Origin of the sequence: Rhizobium sp. CFBP 8752, from assembly GCF_014842035.1 — a bacterium.
In the GTDB taxonomy this organism is placed as follows: domain Bacteria; phylum Pseudomonadota; class Alphaproteobacteria; order Rhizobiales; family Rhizobiaceae; genus Neorhizobium; species Neorhizobium soli.
The window spans coordinates 1,702,231-1,720,081 of the sequence record NZ_JACYUZ010000001.1; the positions used below are offsets into that span (position 1 = coordinate 1,702,231).

The following is a 17,851-nucleotide window of genomic DNA, read 5'->3' on the forward strand; positions in this document are numbered from 1 at the left end:
GCCAGCCGTACGGCTGTGCAGAAATCGGGCTAGGATTGTCGGCCGAATTGGTGGACAAAGGACGCATATTGATGACCGGAGGATTTTTTTCGATGCGCGCTACCGTGATCCCTGCCCCCAAGCCCGTGCTTCTTGATGTCGAGGGCGAGACCGAACAGTTCCCGGTGCGCCGGGTCTATTGCGTCGGCCGCAACTATGCCGACCACGCCATCGAAATGGGCCATGATCCCTTGCGTGAGCCGCCCTTCTTCTTCCAGAAAAATTCCGACAATCTCTATCATGGCGACACCTTTCCCTACCCGCCGGTCTCTTCCGATGTGCATTTCGAAGTCGAGCTGGTGATGGCGCTTTCCGGTGGCGGCGCCGACATTCCGGTCGAGGAAGCCCTGTCCAAGGTCTATGGCTACGGGATCGGCATCGACTTCACGCGGCGCGATGTGCAGGACAAGGCAAAGAAGATGAGCCGGCCGTGGGAAGCGGCAAAGGCGTTCGAACATTCGGCGCCCGTCTCCGCACTCGTCCCGGCCGCCAAGATCGGGCACCCGCAGGAAGGTGCGATCTGGCTTGAGGTCAACGGCGAACGCAAGCAGTCCGGCAACCTCAACCAGATGATCTGGAAACTGCCGGAAATTATCGCCGAACTGTCGAAGCTTTTCGTGCTTGCACCCGGTGACGTGATCATGACCGGAACGCCCGCCGGCGTTGGCCCGATCGTCAAGGGCGACACGATCACCTGCAGCGCCGAGGGTGTCGGCGAACTCTCTCTCTCAGTGGTCTGAAGCACGAACCGGGGATCAACAGATGCCGATCTACGCGCTTGGCGAATTCCAGCCGAAACTGCCCGCACCCGACCGCTTCTGGATAGCGCCGGATGCGAACGTGATCGGCAAGGTGGAACTGGGCGAGGATGTCGGCATCTGGTTCGGCGTGACGCTACGCGGCGACAACGAGCCGATTACGGTCGGCGCGCGGTCAAACATCCAGGAGGGCGTGATGGTGCATACCGATCCCGCCTACCCCGTCGTGATCGGCTCGGACTGTACGATCGGCCACCATGCGATCGTGCACGGCTGCATTATCGGCGACAATTCGCTGGTTGGCATGGGTGCGACCATTTTGAATGGCGCAAGGATCGGCCGGAACTGCCTGGTGGGCGCAAATGCGCTTGTGACCGAGGGGAAGGACTTCCCCGACAATTCACTGATCGTGGGATCGCCTGCCAAGGCGATCCGTACGTTGGATGATGACGCTGTCGAGCGGCTGCCGCAGTCTGCGGCGCGCTATGTGGAAAACTGGAAGCGGTTTTCCCGGGATCTCAGAGCCCTGTGATCACACAGGTTATGCTGCGCATTTCTCGCAGATGCCGCGGATCTCGATCGTCGTCTTTGATGGCTTAAAGCCTTTGCTGGATGCCCAGTCGGTAAGGTGGTGATCGACCTCGTGATCGTGGAATTCCAGCACCTGGCTGCAGCTTTCGCAGATCGCGAAGGCAACCGTGCCGTGGCCATGACCTTTTCCGCAGCATTCGCTTTCCCGGTGGGCGCAGGCGACGAAGGCGTTGAGGCTTTCGAGCCGGTGGACCATGCCGAACTCGGTCAGCTTGTCGAGCGCACGGTAAACCTGAAGCGGTGCACGGAAGCCGTGGTCGCGCAGTTTGTCGAGGATCGTGTAGGCGCTGAGCGGCCCATCGGCACGGTCCAGCGCATCAAACACCAGCGACTGGTTCTTGGTCAGGGCCGGATTGACGATCGGGGCGTTCATCCGCGCACTCCTTTATTGGTTGCCCGCTCATTCGTTTTGCGGCCGAAGGCGGGAAGCAAACTCATGATGAAAAGTAGGAGTGCGGCCACCACGATGGAAGGGCCGGACGGCGTATCATAGGTCAAAGAGCCGAAAAGACCGCCGACAACCGCCGCAGCGCCGATCAGCGAGGCGAAGACCGCCATCCATTCGGGGCTCGCCGAAAAGCGTCTGGCCGTCGCGGCTGGAATGATCAGCAGCGAGGTGATCAGCATGATGCCGACGATCTTCATGGCGATCGCGATGACCAGCGCCATCAGAAGCATGAAGAACAGCTTTGCCTGCGCCGGCCGCATGCCCTCAGCTTCCGCCACGTCTTCGCTCACAGTCGATGCGATGAGCGGGCGCCAGAGGAATGCGAGCGCTGCGACGACGACGATACCGCCTCCCCAGATCAGAGCGATATCGGACGGCGTGACCGCCAGGATGTCGCCGAACAGGAAGGCGATCAGATCGATCCGAACCCAGGTCATGAAGGCAACGAGGACAAGGCCGATCGCCAGAGCCGAATGGGAGAGGATTCCGAGCAGCGCATCCGCAGACAGCGACTGGCGACGCTGAAGGAGGAGCAGCAGGCCGGAGACGAGGACGGCGACGCCGAACACCGACAGAAGAAGATTGAGCTCGAAAAACAGCGACAGCGCCACGCCGAGCAGCGCCGAATGGGCCATCGTGTCGCCGAAATAGGCCATGCGCCGCCACACGACGAAGCAACCGAGCGGTCCGGCTGTCAGCGCCACGCCGACGCCGGCGATCAGTGCGCGAGTGAAGAAGTCGTCAAGCATGGGGCTTGCCCTCGCCGTGATGGTGGTGGGCGTGGTCGCCATCGTGGCGATGGTCGTGAGCACCATCGTGATGGTGCTCGTGGTCACAATGGTCGTGGTCGTGCCCGGCAGCAGGCTCGTGATGATGGCCGTCCTTGGGATGGCAATGATCGGTGATCGAGCCGTCGCGGTGCTGGACCCGACCATCCGGCAGATGGGTATGGTCGTGATTGTGGCTATAGACGGCGAGCGCACGGCCGTTGGCGCCAAACAGCTTGGCATAGTCCGAACTCTGGCTGACAACTTCCGGCGTGCCACGGCAGCAGATATGACCGTTGAGGCAGATCACCGTGTCGGTTCCCGCCATCACCATGTGCAGATCATGCGAAATCATCAGGATGCCGCAACCGGTCGTGGTGCGGATCTTGCGGATCAGATCGTAGAGCGCTGCCTCGCCAGCGAAATCGACGCCCTGCACGGGCTCATCCAGCACCAGCAGGTCCGGCTTGCGTGCCAAGGCGCGGGCCAGCAGCGCGCGCTGGAATTCGCCGCCCGACAGGTGCCGGACTTCGGCATCGGCCAGATGCGCGATGCCGGTCGCTTCGAGCGCTGCCATCGTATCCTGATCGGAAATCGAGCTTGTCAGCCGCATCAGGCGACGAACCGAAAGCGGCATCGTCCAGTCGATCGAAAGCTTTTGCGGCACATAGCCGATGCGCATATCGCTGCTGCGGGTAACGGTGCCCTCGTCCGCCTTCAGGACGCCGATCGCCATCTTGGCGGTCGTCGACTTGCCGGCGCCATTGGGTCCGATCAGCGTCACCACTTCGCCGCGGGCAATCGACAGATCGACGCCGCGCACCAGCCAGCGATTATCGCGGAAAATGCCGGCATTCGACAGCGATACGAGTTTCGCTGCGTCCTTTGCATGATCTCCAAGCGGCAGGTCGGCCCGGTTTCTCATCAGCATGGTCGTCTAAAAATCCTGTTGTCAGGCCTCTTGCAGACCCTCATCGCACACGTTATAGCATAACGCAATTGATGTAATAACATTACGTCATTTCACAAGGAGCTATCCGATGAAATTTGCCGCAACCCTCCTCCTCTCATGCTCGGCCCTGATGACCGCATCGAATGCATTTGCCGATGCACCCAGCGTCGTTGTCTCGATCAAGCCGATCCATTCGCTGGTCGCCTCGGTCATGAAAGGCGTGGGCGAGCCGAAGCTGATCGTCGAGGGCGCGGCCTCCCCGCATACCTACAACATGCGCCCATCCAACGCGTCGGCCCTGCAGAAAGCCGACCTGATCTTCTGGGTCGGCCATGGCATGGAAGCGTTTTTGGAAAAGCCGCTTGAGGCGCTCGGCGCCAAGGCTGCCGTGGTAAGCCTGGAAGACGCGCCGGGCCTGACCAAACTGAAGTTCCGCGAGGGCGGTGTGTTCGAGCCGGAAGCCGAAGAGGAAGGCCATGATCACGGACATAGTCACGGCAGCGAGGATCACGCAGCCGGCGCGGAGGACGACGGCGACCACGACCATGACGGCAATGACGTGCATCTATGGCTCGACCCGATGAATGCCAAGGCGATGGCGCAGGAGATCGAAAAGGCGCTGGTGCAGGCCGACCCGGAAAACGCGACGACATATCAGGCGAATGGCGCAGACCTGATGAAGAGGCTCGATGCACTCGATACGGAACTGAAGACCACGCTCGAGCCGGTCAAGGACAAGCCGTTTATCGTCTTCCACGATGCGTATCAGTATTTCGAGAACCGCTACGGCGTGAAGGTCGCAGGCTCGATCACGGTCAGCCCGGAATCCATTCCAGGCGCTGAGCGCGTCAAGGAAATTCATCAGAAGGTGGAGGAGCTGGGCGCCACCTGCGTGTTCGCAGAACCTCAGTTCGAGCCGAAGCTGGTGAAGGTCGTGACGGAAGGAAGCAAGGCGCGTTCCGGTGTTCTCGATCCGGAAGCAGGCGCACTGACCGAGGGGCCGGACCTCTACTTCGAGTTGATGCGCGGTCTCGCGACCTCATTGAAGACCTGCCTCTCGCAGGCTTCCTGATCCCTTAGAAATTCGCGGTGCTGCGACCTGCGATGCCGATCAGAGATAGTTGGGGGACGTCGATCACTCGACGTCCCCCAACTCAGTTCAACGACCGGAGATGATGTTTGCGATCACGCCGCTGGTGATGCCGACGAGAATGAAGTCGTTATCAACCTTCACCCAACGCTGGCCGCGCGGCGGGGCCGAGAGACGGTAGCGGCGATAGTCGCGGACTTCCGCCATATGGCGACGCTCGGCCTGAGTCATGCGGTGACCGCGCACAAAGCGCTTCTTGGTGACGACGACTTTCTTCTTCTCAATGACGACGTGCTTGCCGGCCGGGCGGTGATGCTCCTGCCCCTTGCGCCAGTCCTGCGCCTGCGCCGTGGAGGCGATCGGGGCGACCAGAACCGTTGCGGCTAGCATGGCAATGATGAACTTCTTCATGGTTGTTTCCTCGTATTGAACACACGAGAGAATTAGAGCCCAACCGATGAACGCGAAATGAATGCAATATTAAACTTACGTAATGATCCTAGTGTCTTGGCGTCTGATCCTAACACCGGAAGTTAAGCGCTTCGGGAGTTCTTCACTCGGTCGGCTTGTACACGAAGTCGTCGAAGTCAGCATGCTTCGCACGACCTGATGTATCGAAGGCGAACACGCCCACGAACGCGCCGGTGAATGAGCCATGCTCGCCGCGTCCACCTTCGTCTGAGATGACAGAGGCGTCCAGCATCGGTCCGATCGGCTCCCAGTCGCTCGCTCCACCGGCGCGCCAGAAGAACTGGAGATCATTGTCATCGACCTCAATTGCCAGATGCACCGGTCCGTCCGGCACCGGCACGCCGCTTCCGGCTGGCCAGACGAGCTTTGCATGAGGGAAGTCGCCGGGGCATGACAGTACCGTTACGACGCGGCCAAGCTTCTCGTGCAGCGTGACGGCAACCGCATGCAGCTTGTGGCGATTGTAGTAGTGGGTAAGGCCTGCCACCTGCTGGTACGTATCGGGTAAGAAATCGACCACCGTCTCGGCGCGGTAGCGATGGTGCTCTTGCCGCCGGGCGACCAGCGCCTGCTCGAACCAGGAACCAATGCTTTCCCGGCCGATCAGGCGCAGATGTCCGGGGCGCTCCGTCAGGCTGAAGATCCGCTCCGGCTCCGGCGTGCGCAGCCACTGGAATTCGCTCGGCAGCACCGCCGTGTCGAACCGGTGCGCTACGCGACCGGTATCCGACGTCACCGCCGCGCTGTTCGTTACGGGGACGTCGACGGCGGGAACCACGCCTCCATGTTCGAGATAGAGCCAGTCGTCCTTCCAGACGCATTTCTGCAACGCCGTCTCGCGCCCGAGAGGTGAGCGGCGATGCGGTTCGATCGGTCGGCTGCAAAGATGTGTATGATAGACCTCGCCTTGCGGCGTCTCCACATATTGCCCGTGTCCGGACCGCTGCAGCACAGCTTCCGGTGCATCCTTGGACGTGATGAGATGGTTATCGGGATGAAGCTCATAGGGGCCGCCGATCGTCCTGGACCGGGCCATCGTCACGGCGTGGTTATAGCCGGTACCGCCTTCTGCCGTCGTCAGATAGTACCAGCCATTGCGCTTGAAGAGATGCGGGCCCTCGACGAGCCCGAGCGGACTGCCCGGGAAGATGTTGCTGATCGGGCCCTTCAACGTCTTCGTCCCGGCGTCCCATTCCTGCATGAGGATGCCGTCGAACGCGGGAGATTGCGGCGCGCCGCCGAAGCTTTCGGTCCGGTGGTTCCATTGCATGTTCAGGAACCACTTTCGTCCATCGTCATCGTGGAACAGCGACGGATCGAAGCCGGAAGAATTGACATAGATCGGATCCGACCAGTCGCCTTCGATTGTCGGCGAGGTCACGATGTAATTGTGAGCGTCCTTGAAGCTGCCGTCGAACCGTTTCACGTCGGTGTAGACCAACCAGAACAATCCGTCCGCATAGGAAAGGCACGGTGCCCAGACGCCGCAGCTGTCGGGATTGCCGCGCATGTCGAGCTGGCTTTTCCGCTCCAGAGGTCGCCGCACGAGCGTCCAGTTCACGAGATCGCGGGAGTGGTGGATCTGAACGCCCGGATACCACTCGAATGTGGAGGTCGCGATGTAATAGTCCTCGCCGACACGGCAGATCGATGGATCGGGATTGAAACCCGGCAGGATGGGATTGCGGATCATGAATTTCCTCCGGTATGCACTAGGTCTCTAAGATGCAGACTGCTCTCCTCAGTCTGCATCCCGTTGTTTCCCGCTGTGGGGAGGTTCACTTGCGGCCGGGACCCTCGCGTTCGGCCGATGCTGCCCAGAGGTTGATATCGGCTTCCTTGGCGAAACCGTCGATCTCGGACAGTTCGTCTGCCGTAAACTCCGGGTTCTCCAGCGCCTTGACGCAATCCTCGACCTGTTCCGGACGGCTGGCGCCGATCAGCGCCGTGGTCACGCGGCCGCCGCGTAGAACCCAGGCAAGCGCCATCTGCGCCAGCGTCTGGCCTCGCCTTTCGGCAATGGCGTTCAGACCTTTGAGGTTCTCGACATTCTTGTCGTTGAGGAAGGCCGGGCGCAGCGACTTGCCCTGGGCGGCACGGCTGTCTTCTGGAATGCCGCCCAGATATTTCGATGTGAGCATGCCCTGAGCCAGCGGCGAAAACACGATCGAGCCGACGCCGAGATCATCCAGCGTGTCGAGCAGACCGTCTTCCTCGACCCAGCGATTGATCATCGAATAGCTCGGCTGATGGATGAGAACCGGCGTTCCGAGAGCCTTCAGGATCGCCGTAGCCTCCCGGGTGCGCTGGGAATTGTAGGACGAGAGGCCGACATAAAGCGCCCTGCCCGAGCGAACGATGTGATCCAGCGCGCCGCAGGTCTCTTCCAGCGGCGTATCCGGATCGAAGCGGTGCGAATAGAAGATATCGACATAGTCGAGACCCATGCGCTTCAGGCTCTGGTCGCAGGATGCGATCAGGTACTTGCGGCTGCCCCATTCGCCATAGGGGCCGGGCCACATGTTGTAGCCGGCTTTCGACGAGATGATCAGTTCATCCCGCAGTCCATGAAACTCATCGCGCAGGATCTGGCCGAAGGCCGTTTCGGCGCTGCCAGCCTTCGGGCCATAATTGTTGGCGAGATCGAAATGGGTGATGCCGAGATCGAAGGCTTTTCTGCAGATATCGACCTTGCGCTGGTGCGGGGTGTCGTCACCGAAATTGTGCCACAGGCCCAGCGAGATTGCCGGAAGTTTGAGGCCGGACCGGCCGCAGCGATTGTATTTCATGGTGTCGTAGCGGTTGTCCGCCGGGTGCCAAGCCATCTCTGAAAAATCCTCCGAATGAAAAACGGCGCCGACCTCTTCTTCGGCGCCGTGCACGTCATAGAGTATCAGACAAGAAGCGCCAGCGCTTCATCGATGCCGAGCGCGGCCGGTTGAGTGCAGGTCGTTGTGGTCGCAACGAAATTGCCCTCTTCTCCGGATTTCAGGATCGAGGTCATGACGTCGACGCCATGCAGCGCCCGGTCGATCGAGCAGCGGATGTCTCGCCCCTCGATCAGTGCCATTGCCATGTCTGCCAGACCTGCGGTGCGATAATTGGCGCGCGGGCCGTTCGTCGGATGCTCCTGGTTGTTTTTGCTGAAGGGATGATCCCAGTCCTTGAGCGGCTGGATATCCTTGCCGCGGCCGCTTGCTTCCACCACGCCACCGAAGAAGTTCGGGTCGGGGACGTAGATCGAGCCTTCCGTGCCGTAGAGTTCCATATTGGCATGACGATGCGACCAGACATCCCAGCTGGCCGAGAGCGTGATCGTTGCGCCTGCCGTGAACTCGAGCAGAGCATGGATGTTGGTGGGGGTCTCGACAGGGATGCTCTGTCCCTTCAGCGGTTCGCTGGTGATCGTCCGCGTCGGATTGGCCATCGACGTCAATGCCGCGACCCGTTTGACGGGACCGAGGAAGTTGACGAGGTTGGCGATATAGTACGGCCCGAGGTCGAGGATCGGCCCGCCGCCGTTGAGGAAGAAGAAGCCGGGGTTCGGGTGCCACATTTCCATGCCTGGGCTCATGACATGGCATGTACCCGACGTGATGCGTCCAACGCCGCCGTCATCGATAAATTTCCTCGCCAGCTGGTGCGCGCCGCCCAAAAAAGTGTCCGGGGCACAACCGATCGCCATCCCCTTTTCCCGTCCGAGGGCCTGCAGCTGCTTTCCCTCTTCCAGCGTGATGGTCAGCGGCTTTTCGGAATAGACGTGCTTGCCGGCATCGAGAATGGCTTTCGAGACCTCGAAATGCGCGGCCGGGATCGTCAGGTTGACGATCACGTCCAGCTCGTCATTGGCGAGCAGCTCCGGAATGGTCTGCGCCTTCACGCCGTATTCAGCTGCCCGCAGCCGCGCCGCCTCGGGATTGAGGTCGGCGCAGGCCAGAACCTTGATCCCCTTAAACAGCGGAGACAGCGCGAAATAGGTCATGGAAATGTTGCCGCATCCGATGATGCCGACGCCAAGTTCCTTGGTCATGGGAAACTCCGATCCAATATCTGAATTCAGTAGGTCTTGAAGGCGGCCATCGAACGGGATGCGAGCCGCTCGATATCCTTCGGGTTGTCGTGCTCCAGCACGAAGTGCTTGGCGGGTGTCTTTTTCAGTGCCGCCATCAGATCTTTCCACGGCACGGTGCCATGGCCGACATCGGCCCATCCGTCTTCATCCGTGTTCTCGCCCGCTGGCGCGATGTCCTTGACGTGAACCGCCGAGATCTTCTTGCCGTAGCTTTCGATCCAGGTGAACGGATCGGCGCCGCCACGGACGACCCAGGCGATATCCGCTTCCCAACTCAGATCAGGGCCGCCGGCAAAGATCTGTTCCTGGGGCGTGGAGCCATCCGGCAACTGCTTGAACTCGAAATCGTGGTTGTGCCAACCGAATGTATAGCCGGCGTCCTGATAGCGTTTTCCGGCTTCCTGCAGGCGCTGACCGAAGGCGAACCAGCCTTCCGCATCCGTGGGTCTCTGATCGGCTGCGAGGTGGGGGCAATAGATGGCACTGATGCCGAGCGTCTTTGCGATCAGCAGTGCCTGGTCAGGCTCCTGTTCGAGGAGGTCGAGACCGAAATGGCCTGTGGGCATCGTGAGTTCGTTGGCATCGAGCTCTGCACGAAACTTTTGGAGACCCGCTTCATCGAGTGTCCCGTAGAGACCGCCATAGCCCTCGACCTCACGGTAGCCGTGACTGGCCACGAGTTTCAGAACATCGGATAGCGGCGGGAAATTGCGGGCGCTGTAAAGCTGGAAACCGAGCGTCGTCATGTCATTCTCCTTGAAATGAAACTTTGGTCCGCGGAAAGCGAGAATACCGCCCCCACGGCTGGTCACCCTCCTGGGGAGAGGTGAACTGTTTAAAAGCTGAGGATCAGATCCGCTCCTCGGTCGCCGCATCAAACAGCGACGCCATGGTCATGTCGAAACCGAGCCGGACCTTCGATCCGACCGCGTAACGACGGGCCCCGCCGACGCGGACAGAGAGTGTGTGGGAGGCGAGTTTCAGCCAGATAAGATTGTCTGCACCCATCGGCTCCTCGATGTCGACGATCGCCTCATGGACCTCCTCACCGGCGATATCGGCATCGACCTTGATATGCTCCGGACGGACGCCGAGGACGACCTTGCGCCCGGGCGTCAACGGTTCAGATGCGCTGTAACCATCGAGCAGGAAGCTGACGCCGTTGGTCTTGAAGACCGGACGGCCGCCCTCCTCCGCAAGTTCACCATCCAGAAAATTCATCGAGGGTGAACCGATGAAGCCTGCGACGAACTTGTTCTTCGGGCGGTTGTAGATTGTGACCGGGTCGGCAAGCTGCTGGATGACACCGCTCTTCATGATGGCGATGCGGTCGGCCAGCGTCAGTGCCTCGATCTGGTCGTGGGTCACGTAGATCATCGTGTTCTTGAGCTGCTGATGCAGCCGCTTAATCTCGACGCGCAGCTCGGACCTCAGCTTGGCGTCCAGGTTGGAAAGCGGCTCATCGAACAGGAAGACGTCGACATCGCGCACCAGCGCACGGCCGATGGCGACACGCTGCCGCTGTCCGCCAGAAAGAGCTGCAGGCTTTCGCTGCAGAAGCGGTTCGATCTGCAGGATCGCCGAAGCACGCGCGACGCGTTTGGCGATGTCTTCCTTCGGCAGTCCGGCAACCCGCAGGCCGAAGGACAGGTTCTTTTCGACCGTCATCTGCGGGTAAAGCGCATAGGACTGGAACACCATGCCGATGCCGCGATCCTTGGGTTCTTCCCAGGTGACGTTGCGGCCCTTGATGAAGATCTGGCCATCTGTCGGCTCCAGCAGGCCGGCGATGCAGTTGAGGAGCGTCGATTTCCCGCAGCCGGAGGACCCGAGCAGAACCAGGAATTCACCATCGTGAATGTCGAGGTTCAGGTCTTCGAGAACGGTGACTGCCCCGAAGGACAGCGACAGGTCGCGGATCGAGACGCTGTGCTCGCCCGATACGGCAGAGGCTTCGGGCAACGAGGTTGCCCCTGGGGGAAATGCGTTGGTGTGTGGTGTCTGGACGGAAAGAGTGGTCATGGGGTCATCCCTTCACTGCGCCAGCGGCGATGCCGCGGACGAAAAGGCGGCCGGATACGAAATAGACGATGAGAGGGACAGCACCCGTCAGAAGCGTCGCCGCCATGTTGACGTTGTATTCCTTCACCCCCTGCACGGAGTTGACGATGTTGTTGAGCTGCACCGTCATCGGGTAGCTGTCGGGCCTCGTGAAGACGACGCCGAACAGGAAGTCGTTCCAGATGCCGGTAACCTGCAGGATCATCGCCACCACGAAAATCGGGAGTGCCATGGGCAACATGATGCGCCCGTAGATCTGCCAGAACCCGGCACCGTCGATGCGCGCCGCCTTGAACAGTTCCTCGGGCAGCGAGGTGAAATAGTTGCGGAACAGCAGCGTCAGGATCGGCATGCCGAAGATGGTATGGACGATGATGAGCCCGGTCAGGGTTCCGTAGATTCCCATTTCACGCAGGATGATGACGATCGGATAGATCATGACCTGATACGGGATGAAGGCTCCGATGATCAGGATGGAGAAGAACAGCTCCGACCCTTTGAAGCGCCAGTTGGCGAGCGAGTAGCCGCTGACCGAGGCGATGAAGATCGAGACCACCACAGATGGCAAAAGGATGCGGACGGAGTTCCAGAAGCCGCGTGACAAGCCGTCGCAATTGAGGCCGGTGCAGGCTTCTGCCCATGCCTTTACCCAGGGCTCGAACGTGATCTCCATGGGCGGCGAGAAGACGTTGCCCATCCGTATCTCCGGCATGCCCTTTAGCGATGTCACGACCATCACGTAAAGCGGCAGAAGGTAGTAAAGCGCCGCAAGGCCGAGCGTGCCGTAGAGGATGATGTTGCGGCGTGAGAGCCTGCGCTTTGGTTTGCGACCACTCGGGCCCTCCAGTGCGCGTGACGGTGTTGTCGCCAGCACTGCGGCATCTGTGACGACGGTCGATGTGGTGTCGAAAGTGGAAACGTTAGCCACGCTTGCGCCCTCCGAATTCGAGATAAGCCCATGGGACAATGATGATGGCGACGGTCAGCAGCATCATGGTCGATGCGGCAAAGCCCTGGCCAAGGTTCTGCGCCTGAAACATGTAGTCGTAGACGTATTTCGCGGGCACTTCGGACGCGTTGCCGGGTCCGCCTGAGGTCTGCGCCACGACGAGATCGTAGAGCTTGACGATGCCGCTCGCGATGATGACCAGCGTGGTGATGAAGACCGGACGCATCATAGGGATGACGATGAAGAGGTAGGTCCGCCACATCGGAATGCCGTCGACGCGCGACGCTTTCCAGATATCCTCGTCGATGCCGCGAAGACCTGCGAGCATGAGGCACATGACGAGCCCCGTGCCCTGCCACAGCCCGGCAATCAGGATGCCGTAGATGACGATGTCGGGGTCATAGACCGGATTGAATTCGAAGGTCTCCCAACCGAGCGACCGGACGATGTGCTGGATGCCGAATTCGGGGTTCAAGATCCATTGCCAGACGAGGCCGGTGACGATGAAGGACAGCGCGAACGGATAGAGAAAGATCGTCCGGAAAACGTTTTCGAAGCGGATCTTCTGGTCCATCAGCGCGGCGAGCACAAAGCCGACAACGAGGCTGAAGATCAGCGACAGGATGCCGTAGATCGCGAGATTCTGGATGGAGATCAGCCAACGTGCCGAGCCCCACAAGCGCTCGTACTGATCAAACCCGACGAATGTTGCGCGCGGCAGAAGTCTCGAATTGGTAAATGAGTAGATGACCGTCCAGACGGAACCGCCGAGGAAAATTACCAGCGCGACGAAGATCATCGGGATGGAGGCAATTTTCGAATTCAGGTTGCGAAACAGCTGGTTTGGTCTGGCAGATTGATGGGTTTTCGCCATGTGTTGTCCTCGATCGGCTGCAGCGTGAAGGCCGCAGGTTTCCGGGCCGGCCCCGCGCTGATGCGGGGCCGGTCAAGGTCAGCGATTTGAAGCGGTGTCAGTCCGCAGAGCTGATGATATCGACGAAGCGCGCCTGAGCATCCTTCACGGAGATGGAGCTGCTGAAGAACTCCGACATCAGATCTTCCTTCTGTTTCTGCGTATCGGCAGAGACAAGCTGGTCGGTGCTGGTGGCGGTGTTACCCTTGGCGATGATCGCGATACCCTTCTTCATGCAGTCGTTGGCGGCTGCCATGTCGATATCGCCACGGATCGGAACCGATCCCTTTTTCAGGTTGAATGCGACCTGTAGCTTGGGATCGACGATCGTTTCGGCGAGAACGTTCTGCGCCTCCGACTTGGCTTCATCCTTCAGCAATGGGAAATAGATGGCATCGCCGTTGGTTGTCAGCACGTCGTTGATGCCGAGCCCTGGCAGGCAGGTGTAGTCGGTGCCGGCAGTCTTTCCTGCCAGCGAGAACTCACCCTGTGCCCAGTCACCCATGACCTGGCCACCGGCCTTGCCGGTCAGCACCATGTTGGTGGCCTGGTTCCAGTCCTGTACGTTCGAACCCTTGGCGAGTTCGCGTGCCTTGTCGGCTGCTGCAAAGATCTTGGCCATTTCAGGCCCTGCAGCAACCTTCGCGTCCTTGTCCTTGTAGACCTTCTCGTAGAGGTCTTTGCCGCCCAGCGAGATCAGCAAGGTATCGAACAGGCCATTGGCCTGCCACGGCTGACCACCCAGTGCCAAAGGCTGGATACCGGCCTTCTTGAGCGCGGGCGCTGCTGCGACGAACTCGTTCCAGTCCTTCGGAACGGCAACGCCTGCCGTCTTGAAGGCTGCGTTCGAGAGCCACAGCCATTGCCACGAGTGGATGTTGATCGGGGCACAATAGATCTTGCCCTCGAACGTGCAGCTGTCGAGCAGGTTGGCAGGCTTGATAACCTCTTTCCACTTGCCCTTCTCAGCCACATCGCTCAGGTCTCGCATGAGACCCGACTGGACCAGTTCTTCGGCCTGCCGGCCGTGGTTGAACTGCGTGGCGCCCATCGGGTCACCACCGGTGATCCGGCTGATCATGATCGGCCGCGCGGTTCCTCCCGAACCTGCGATGGCTCCATCAACCCATTTGTTGCCGGTAGCATTGAAAGCGCCTGCCAGTTCCTTGACAGCTGCAGCCTCTCCCCCCGACGTCCACCAATGGGTGACCTCAAGATCGGCTGCCTGAACAAAGCACGGCAATGCCACGGTGGCAGCCATAACGGCTGCTAAAGCACGGATGCGCATGAGTCTCCTCCCTCACTGAAACGTTGCAGTAAAAGGCTAGGACAAACATCGATGGAGGGCAACCGAAAATCGCGTGAAAGATTTGGAGCAGGTTCGCAGCAATGTCCGACAGCAGCCCGCGTGCTTCGTGTTGATGCAATTATCTCTTTACATAACAATGCTTTATAGAATTATCGAATTGATCCCTCTTCGCAGACGCAAAAGAATTGTGCGTCTGCGTTGTAACGGGTATATCGACGGCAAGTCGTTGGTTTTCAGCGAAAATAGGACTGTATCGTTGCAGATTTTTACCGTATGAACGGTGCTTGTGGAGAAGGTCGCAGTCGCCGGTAATCTCCGAGAAAGCTGCAGCCATGGATGAAGACAAACGTAGATCCTTCGGGACGATCGGCAATCAACGCCCGACCCTTAAGACAATTGCCTACATGACGGGGCTGGGTATCACGACGGTGTCGCGGGCCCTCAAGGATGCACCCGACATCGGGGCCGACACGAAGGAACGCGTTCGACTTGTGGCCGGCCAGCTCGGCTATCACCCGAACCGGGCGGGCGTCCGGTTGCGCACAGGCAAGACCAATGTGATCGCGCTCGTGCTCAGTATCGAACAGGAACTGATGGGCTTTTCCAGCCAGATGGTTCAGGGCATTTCCGAGGTTCTCGGGGGCACGCAATACCACCTCGTGTTGACGCCCCACTCTTTCGAGAAAGACCCCATGGTGCCGGTGCGCTATATCCTTGATACGGGATCGGCAGATGGCGTGATCATCTCGAGGATCGAGCCGGACGATCCGCGTGTGCGGTTGATGACGGAGCGCAACCTGCCTTTCGTCACCCACGGCCGAACCAGTATGGGGATCGAGCACCCCTACCACGACTTCGACAACACGGCGTTTGCCTATCAGGCGGTCGAGCGGCTCGCCAAGCGAGGCAGGCGGCATATCTGTCTGCTCGCCCCACAGAGCAGGTTTGCCTACTATACCCATAGCCGCATCGGCTTTGAACGGGCGCTTGCCGATTTCGGCGTGAGCGAGGTGCCGATGGGACGGATCACGACGGAGACGTCGCTGGAGGATATCAGAGCCTATTCGGAGAAGCTGTCGCGGCTTCCGCAACCGCCTGATGGAATCATTTCGATGAGCGGCTCTGCAACGATCGCGATCGCCTCAGGCCTTGAAGCTTCCGGTCGAAAACTCGGCCGCAATGTCGATATCGTGTCAAAGCAGTCGGCCGAATTTCTCAACTGGATCAGGCCGGAAATCCTTGCCGTAAACGAGGACATCCGTTGGGCGGGACGGGAACTTGCAAAGGCCTTGCTGGCCCGGATCGATGGGGCGGCCCCAGAGCTTTTGCAAAGCGTCAGCCAACCGGAATGGTCGATCAAGTCACCACAGGACTGATCGAATGCAAAAAGCCCGGCGCTTGGCCGGGCTTTCGGTGTTTGCAAGAAAGTCTCAGGCGAAGTCGGCTAGACCGCTGCCCCACGGGCCATGGTGCTTGTCGACGCCGTCGAGGCGATCGAAACCGTGGGCACCAAAGAAGTCGCGCTGCGCCTGGATGAGGTTCGCTGTCCCGCGACCACGGCGGTAGGCATCGAAGTAGGACAGCGCGGACGAGAGTGCCGGAACCGGCAGGCCAGACATGACGGCATAGGAGACAACGCGGCGAAGTGCGCCGTCGGTGTCTGCGACCATCTGGGCGAAGGCCGGCGTCACGATCAGGTTTGCAACATCCGGGTCCTTCGAGAAGGCCGAGGTGATCTCATCGAGGAAGGCCGAACGGATGATGCAGCCATCGCGCCAGATCTTGGCGATCGTCGGCATCGGCAGGTTCCAGCCATACTCCTTGGAGGCGGCAGCCATGACGGCAAAGCCCTGCGCATAGGCGCCGATCTTGGCCGCAAGCAGCGCGTTTTCGAGATCGGCGAGAAACGCCGCGCTGTCTACCGGCGCATCGATCGCTTTCGGCAGGCCAAACTGCTTTTCTGCGGCGAGGCGCTCGGTGCGCTGAGACGACAGAACACGCCCGGCGACGGCGGCCTCGATTGCGGTTGCCGCGACACCCATGTTCTGGGCTTCGATGACCGACCACTTGCCGGTGCCCTTCTGGCCGGCGGAATCAACGATCACGTCGACCATCGGCTTGCCGGAGATCGGGTCCTTTGCCTTCAGAACCTTCTCCGAAATCTCGATCAGGTACGAATTCAGGCGGCCGGTATTCCACTTGCCGAAGACGTCGCCAATTTCGGTGGCGCCCATGCCGAGACCATCGCGCAGGATGCCGTAGATTTCGGCAATCATCTGCATGTCAGCGTATTCGATGCCGTTATGGATCGTTTTCACGAAATGGCCGGCGCCGTTTTCACCGAGCCAGGCGACGCAGGGTTCATCGTGGAATTTCGCGGAGATCGAGGTCAGCACCTTCTCGACGCGCTTCCAGCTTTCCTCAGCACCGCCGACCATGATCGACGGTCCATGGCGTGCGCCTTCTTCCCCACCGGATACGCCCATGCCGATAAAGGTCAGGCCTGACCCTTCGAGGTTTTCGAAACGGCGCATCGTATCGCGGAAGTTGGCGTTGCCGGCATCGATCATGATGTCGCCTTGCGAAAGATAGGGCTTCAGGAGCTCCATCTGCTGATCGACCGGATCGCCGGCCTTGATCATGATGATGATCGGGCGCGGCGGCCGGATTGCCGCGATGAAGGCTTCCAATGTTTCGCAAGGGATGATCTGCCCTTGCAAGTCGCCCGCCTCGGCGTAAAATTTCTTGGTAACTTCCGCTGTCCGGTTGAAGACGGCGATCTTGTTGCCTTTTTCCGCGATGTTGAGCGCGAGGTTTGCACCCATAACGCCAAGACCGATAAGACCGATTTCTGCCTGTTCCACGGATATGCCTCCAGTTTTAATTTGACGCTGTTTTGGCATCCTCGTTTCCAAACGGCAAGGCTAAGACGAAAGCGAGCCCGTTTATTCGCGGATGCGCCGGCTTGTGCGATCAAGAGGATTTCCGAGTGGCATGCCACTCGGCGTAGAACCCAAGGAGGCCTTCATGACGGTCATGCCCGCACGCGTAATCCACCTCTCGATCGAGCGGAACTGGAGGGATGTCTACGCATTTGCAAGGCGTCCGGAAAACATGGCAAGCTGGGCTTCCGGCCTTGCCGCAGACCTGCGCGCCGAAGGTGAAGACTGGATCGGCGATGGCGGTCCGGTTGGAACAATCCGTGTTCGCTTCGCTCCCGACAACGACTTCGGCGTGATCGATCACAGGGTCACGTTGGAAAACGGGATGTCGATGGACAACGCGCTGCGTATCATACCGAACGGTGATGGAGCTGAAGTTCTGTTCACTCTTTTGCGCCAACCCGGTACCGACGATGCGGCGCACGAAGCGGATGCCGCGCATGTCCTCAAGGATCTGCAGTCGTTGAGGGCAATCATGGAACGCTGAGC

The 17,851-nt window shown here is 60.0% G+C and carries 18 protein-coding genes; 5 read left to right on the top strand and 13 right to left on the bottom strand.

Annotation, left to right across the window (positions count from 1 at the left end):
• Window positions 1–92: 92 nt before the first annotated feature.
• Window positions 93–779, top strand: a complete 687-nt coding sequence (locus tag IFT59_RS08150) for a fumarylacetoacetate hydrolase family protein (RefSeq protein ID WP_192086591.1) — start codon at window positions 93–95, stop codon at window positions 777–779.
• Window positions 780–801: 22 nt separating this feature from the next.
• On the top strand, window positions 802–1,329 hold the full coding sequence (locus tag IFT59_RS08155; protein ID WP_192086592.1) for a gamma carbonic anhydrase family protein: 528 nt from the start codon (window positions 802–804) through the stop codon (window positions 1,327–1,329).
• A 9-nt stretch (window positions 1,330–1,338) separates the two neighbouring features.
• Here IFT59_RS08155 and IFT59_RS08160 read toward each other — a convergent pair whose 3' ends face one another.
• From IFT59_RS08160 to IFT59_RS08170, 3 genes are read right to left on the bottom strand one after another with little or no spacing between them, the layout of a single operon-like run.
• On the bottom strand, window positions 1,339–1,761 hold the full coding sequence (locus IFT59_RS08160; RefSeq protein WP_192086593.1) for a Fur family transcriptional regulator: 423 nt from the start codon (window positions 1,759–1,761) through the stop codon (window positions 1,339–1,341).
• Window positions 1,758–2,585: a zinc ABC transporter permease subunit ZnuB gene (gene znuB, locus IFT59_RS08165; protein ID WP_192086594.1), complete on the bottom strand. Its 828-nt coding sequence runs from the start codon at window positions 2,583–2,585 to the stop codon at window positions 1,758–1,760. The genes IFT59_RS08160 and znuB overlap by 4 nt, the downstream gene beginning before the upstream one ends.
• On the bottom strand, window positions 2,578–3,528 hold the full coding sequence (locus IFT59_RS08170) for an ATP-binding cassette domain-containing protein (protein ID WP_446737831.1): 951 nt from the start codon (window positions 3,526–3,528) through the stop codon (window positions 2,578–2,580). Before IFT59_RS08170 ends, znuB begins: the two co-directional genes overlap by 8 nt.
• Window positions 3,529–3,643: 115 nt before the next feature.
• Between IFT59_RS08170 and znuA the strand changes: the two genes are divergently transcribed.
• Window positions 3,644–4,627, top strand: coding sequence for a zinc ABC transporter substrate-binding protein ZnuA (gene znuA, locus IFT59_RS08175; RefSeq protein ID WP_113112168.1), 984 nt, complete (start codon window positions 3,644–3,646; stop codon window positions 4,625–4,627).
• A gap of 87 nt (window positions 4,628–4,714) precedes the next feature.
• Here znuA and IFT59_RS08180 read toward each other — a convergent pair whose 3' ends face one another.
• The 9 genes from IFT59_RS08180 to IFT59_RS08220 all read right to left on the bottom strand — a co-directional run bounded on the left by IFT59_RS08180 (window position 4,715) and on the right by IFT59_RS08220 (window position 14,399).
• Complete coding sequence (locus tag IFT59_RS08180) at window positions 4,715–5,056, bottom strand: RcnB family protein (RefSeq protein WP_192086596.1); 342 nt, start codon at window positions 5,054–5,056, stop codon at window positions 4,715–4,717.
• 142 nt (window positions 5,057–5,198) lie between these two features.
• Window positions 5,199–6,809 (bottom strand): glycoside hydrolase family 43 protein, encoded by a 1,611-nt coding sequence (locus IFT59_RS08185; protein WP_192086597.1) that lies wholly within the window; start codon window positions 6,807–6,809, stop codon window positions 5,199–5,201.
• Window positions 6,810–6,894: 85 nt separating this feature from the next.
• Window positions 6,895–7,941, bottom strand: coding sequence for an L-glyceraldehyde 3-phosphate reductase (gene mgrA, locus IFT59_RS08190; RefSeq protein WP_192086598.1), 1,047 nt, complete (start codon window positions 7,939–7,941; stop codon window positions 6,895–6,897).
• Between the two features lie 68 nt (window positions 7,942–8,009).
• Window positions 8,010–9,146 (bottom strand): Gfo/Idh/MocA family protein, encoded by a 1,137-nt coding sequence (locus IFT59_RS08195; RefSeq protein ID WP_192086599.1) that lies wholly within the window; start codon window positions 9,144–9,146, stop codon window positions 8,010–8,012.
• A 26-nt stretch (window positions 9,147–9,172) separates the two neighbouring features.
• Window positions 9,173–9,934 (bottom strand): sugar phosphate isomerase/epimerase family protein, encoded by a 762-nt coding sequence (locus tag IFT59_RS08200; RefSeq protein WP_192086600.1) that lies wholly within the window; start codon window positions 9,932–9,934, stop codon window positions 9,173–9,175.
• A 103-nt stretch (window positions 9,935–10,037) separates the two neighbouring features.
• Window positions 10,038–11,210 (bottom strand): ABC transporter ATP-binding protein, encoded by a 1,173-nt coding sequence (locus IFT59_RS08205; protein WP_192086601.1) that lies wholly within the window; start codon window positions 11,208–11,210, stop codon window positions 10,038–10,040.
• 4 nt (window positions 11,211–11,214) lie between these two features.
• Window positions 11,215–12,177 carry a carbohydrate ABC transporter permease gene (locus IFT59_RS08210; protein ID WP_113112165.1) on the bottom strand — a complete coding sequence of 321 codons (963 nt, stop codon included), beginning with the start codon at window positions 12,175–12,177 and terminating at the stop codon, window positions 11,215–11,217.
• Entirely contained in the window at window positions 12,170–13,072 is a 903-nt protein-coding gene (locus tag IFT59_RS08215) for a carbohydrate ABC transporter permease (protein ID WP_062457134.1), read from the bottom strand. The genes IFT59_RS08210 and IFT59_RS08215 overlap by 8 nt, the downstream gene beginning before the upstream one ends.
• Before the next feature lie 97 nt (window positions 13,073–13,169).
• Window positions 13,170–14,399, bottom strand: a complete 1,230-nt coding sequence (locus tag IFT59_RS08220; protein ID WP_092662250.1) for an ABC transporter substrate-binding protein — start codon at window positions 14,397–14,399, stop codon at window positions 13,170–13,172.
• Between the two features lie 353 nt (window positions 14,400–14,752).
• Here IFT59_RS08220 and IFT59_RS08225 point away from each other — a divergent pair, with 353 nt between their 5' ends.
• The gene (locus IFT59_RS08225) at window positions 14,753–15,796 is read left to right on the top strand and encodes a LacI family transcriptional regulator (protein ID WP_062457145.1); all 1,044 of its coding nucleotides are present in this window, start codon (window positions 14,753–14,755) and stop codon (window positions 15,794–15,796) included.
• A gap of 54 nt (window positions 15,797–15,850) precedes the next feature.
• Here IFT59_RS08225 and gndA read toward each other — a convergent pair whose 3' ends face one another.
• The gene (gndA, locus tag IFT59_RS08230; protein WP_192086602.1) at window positions 15,851–17,284 is read right to left on the bottom strand and encodes an NADP-dependent phosphogluconate dehydrogenase; all 1,434 of its coding nucleotides are present in this window, start codon (window positions 17,282–17,284) and stop codon (window positions 15,851–15,853) included.
• Window positions 17,285–17,447: 163 nt separating this feature from the next.
• On the opposite strand from gndA, the gene IFT59_RS08235 reads away from it, so the two are divergent.
• The gene (locus IFT59_RS08235; RefSeq protein WP_062580617.1) at window positions 17,448–17,849 is read left to right on the top strand and encodes a hypothetical protein; all 402 of its coding nucleotides are present in this window, start codon (window positions 17,448–17,450) and stop codon (window positions 17,847–17,849) included.
• Window positions 17,850–17,851 lie beyond the last annotated feature (2 nt).

Coding starts and splice junctions, on each gene's coding strand:
- IFT59_RS08150 (WP_192086591.1), top strand. CDS start 93: ATGCGCGCTACCGTGATCCCTGCCCCCAAGCCCGTGCTTCTTGATGTC.
- IFT59_RS08155 (WP_192086592.1), top strand. CDS start 802: ATGCCGATCTACGCGCTTGGCGAATTCCAGCCGAAACTGCCCGCACCC.
- IFT59_RS08160 (WP_192086593.1), bottom strand. CDS start 1,761: ATGAACGCCCCGATCGTCAATCCGGCCCTGACCAAGAACCAGTCGCTG.
- znuB (WP_192086594.1), bottom strand. CDS start 2,585: ATGCTTGACGACTTCTTCACTCGCGCACTGATCGCCGGCGTCGGCGTG.
- IFT59_RS08170 (WP_446737831.1), bottom strand. CDS start 3,528: ATGAGAAACCGGGCCGACCTGCCGCTTGGAGATCATGCAAAGGACGCA.
- znuA (WP_113112168.1), top strand. CDS start 3,644: ATGAAATTTGCCGCAACCCTCCTCCTCTCATGCTCGGCCCTGATGACC.
- IFT59_RS08180 (WP_192086596.1), bottom strand. CDS start 5,056: ATGAAGAAGTTCATCATTGCCATGCTAGCCGCAACGGTTCTGGTCGCC.
- IFT59_RS08185 (WP_192086597.1), bottom strand. CDS start 6,809: ATGATCCGCAATCCCATCCTGCCGGGTTTCAATCCCGATCCATCGATC.
- mgrA (WP_192086598.1), bottom strand. CDS start 7,941: ATGGCTTGGCACCCGGCGGACAACCGCTACGACACCATGAAATACAAT.
- IFT59_RS08195 (WP_192086599.1), bottom strand. CDS start 9,146: ATGACCAAGGAACTTGGCGTCGGCATCATCGGATGCGGCAACATTTCC.
- IFT59_RS08200 (WP_192086600.1), bottom strand. CDS start 9,934: ATGACGACGCTCGGTTTCCAGCTTTACAGCGCCCGCAATTTCCCGCCG.
- IFT59_RS08205 (WP_192086601.1), bottom strand. CDS start 11,210: ATGACCACTCTTTCCGTCCAGACACCACACACCAACGCATTTCCCCCA.
- IFT59_RS08215 (WP_062457134.1), bottom strand. CDS start 13,072: ATGGCGAAAACCCATCAATCTGCCAGACCAAACCAGCTGTTTCGCAAC.
- IFT59_RS08220 (WP_092662250.1), bottom strand. CDS start 14,399: ATGCGCATCCGTGCTTTAGCAGCCGTTATGGCTGCCACCGTGGCATTG.
- IFT59_RS08225 (WP_062457145.1), top strand. CDS start 14,753: ATGGATGAAGACAAACGTAGATCCTTCGGGACGATCGGCAATCAACGC.
- IFT59_RS08235 (WP_062580617.1), top strand. CDS start 17,448: ATGACGGTCATGCCCGCACGCGTAATCCACCTCTCGATCGAGCGGAAC.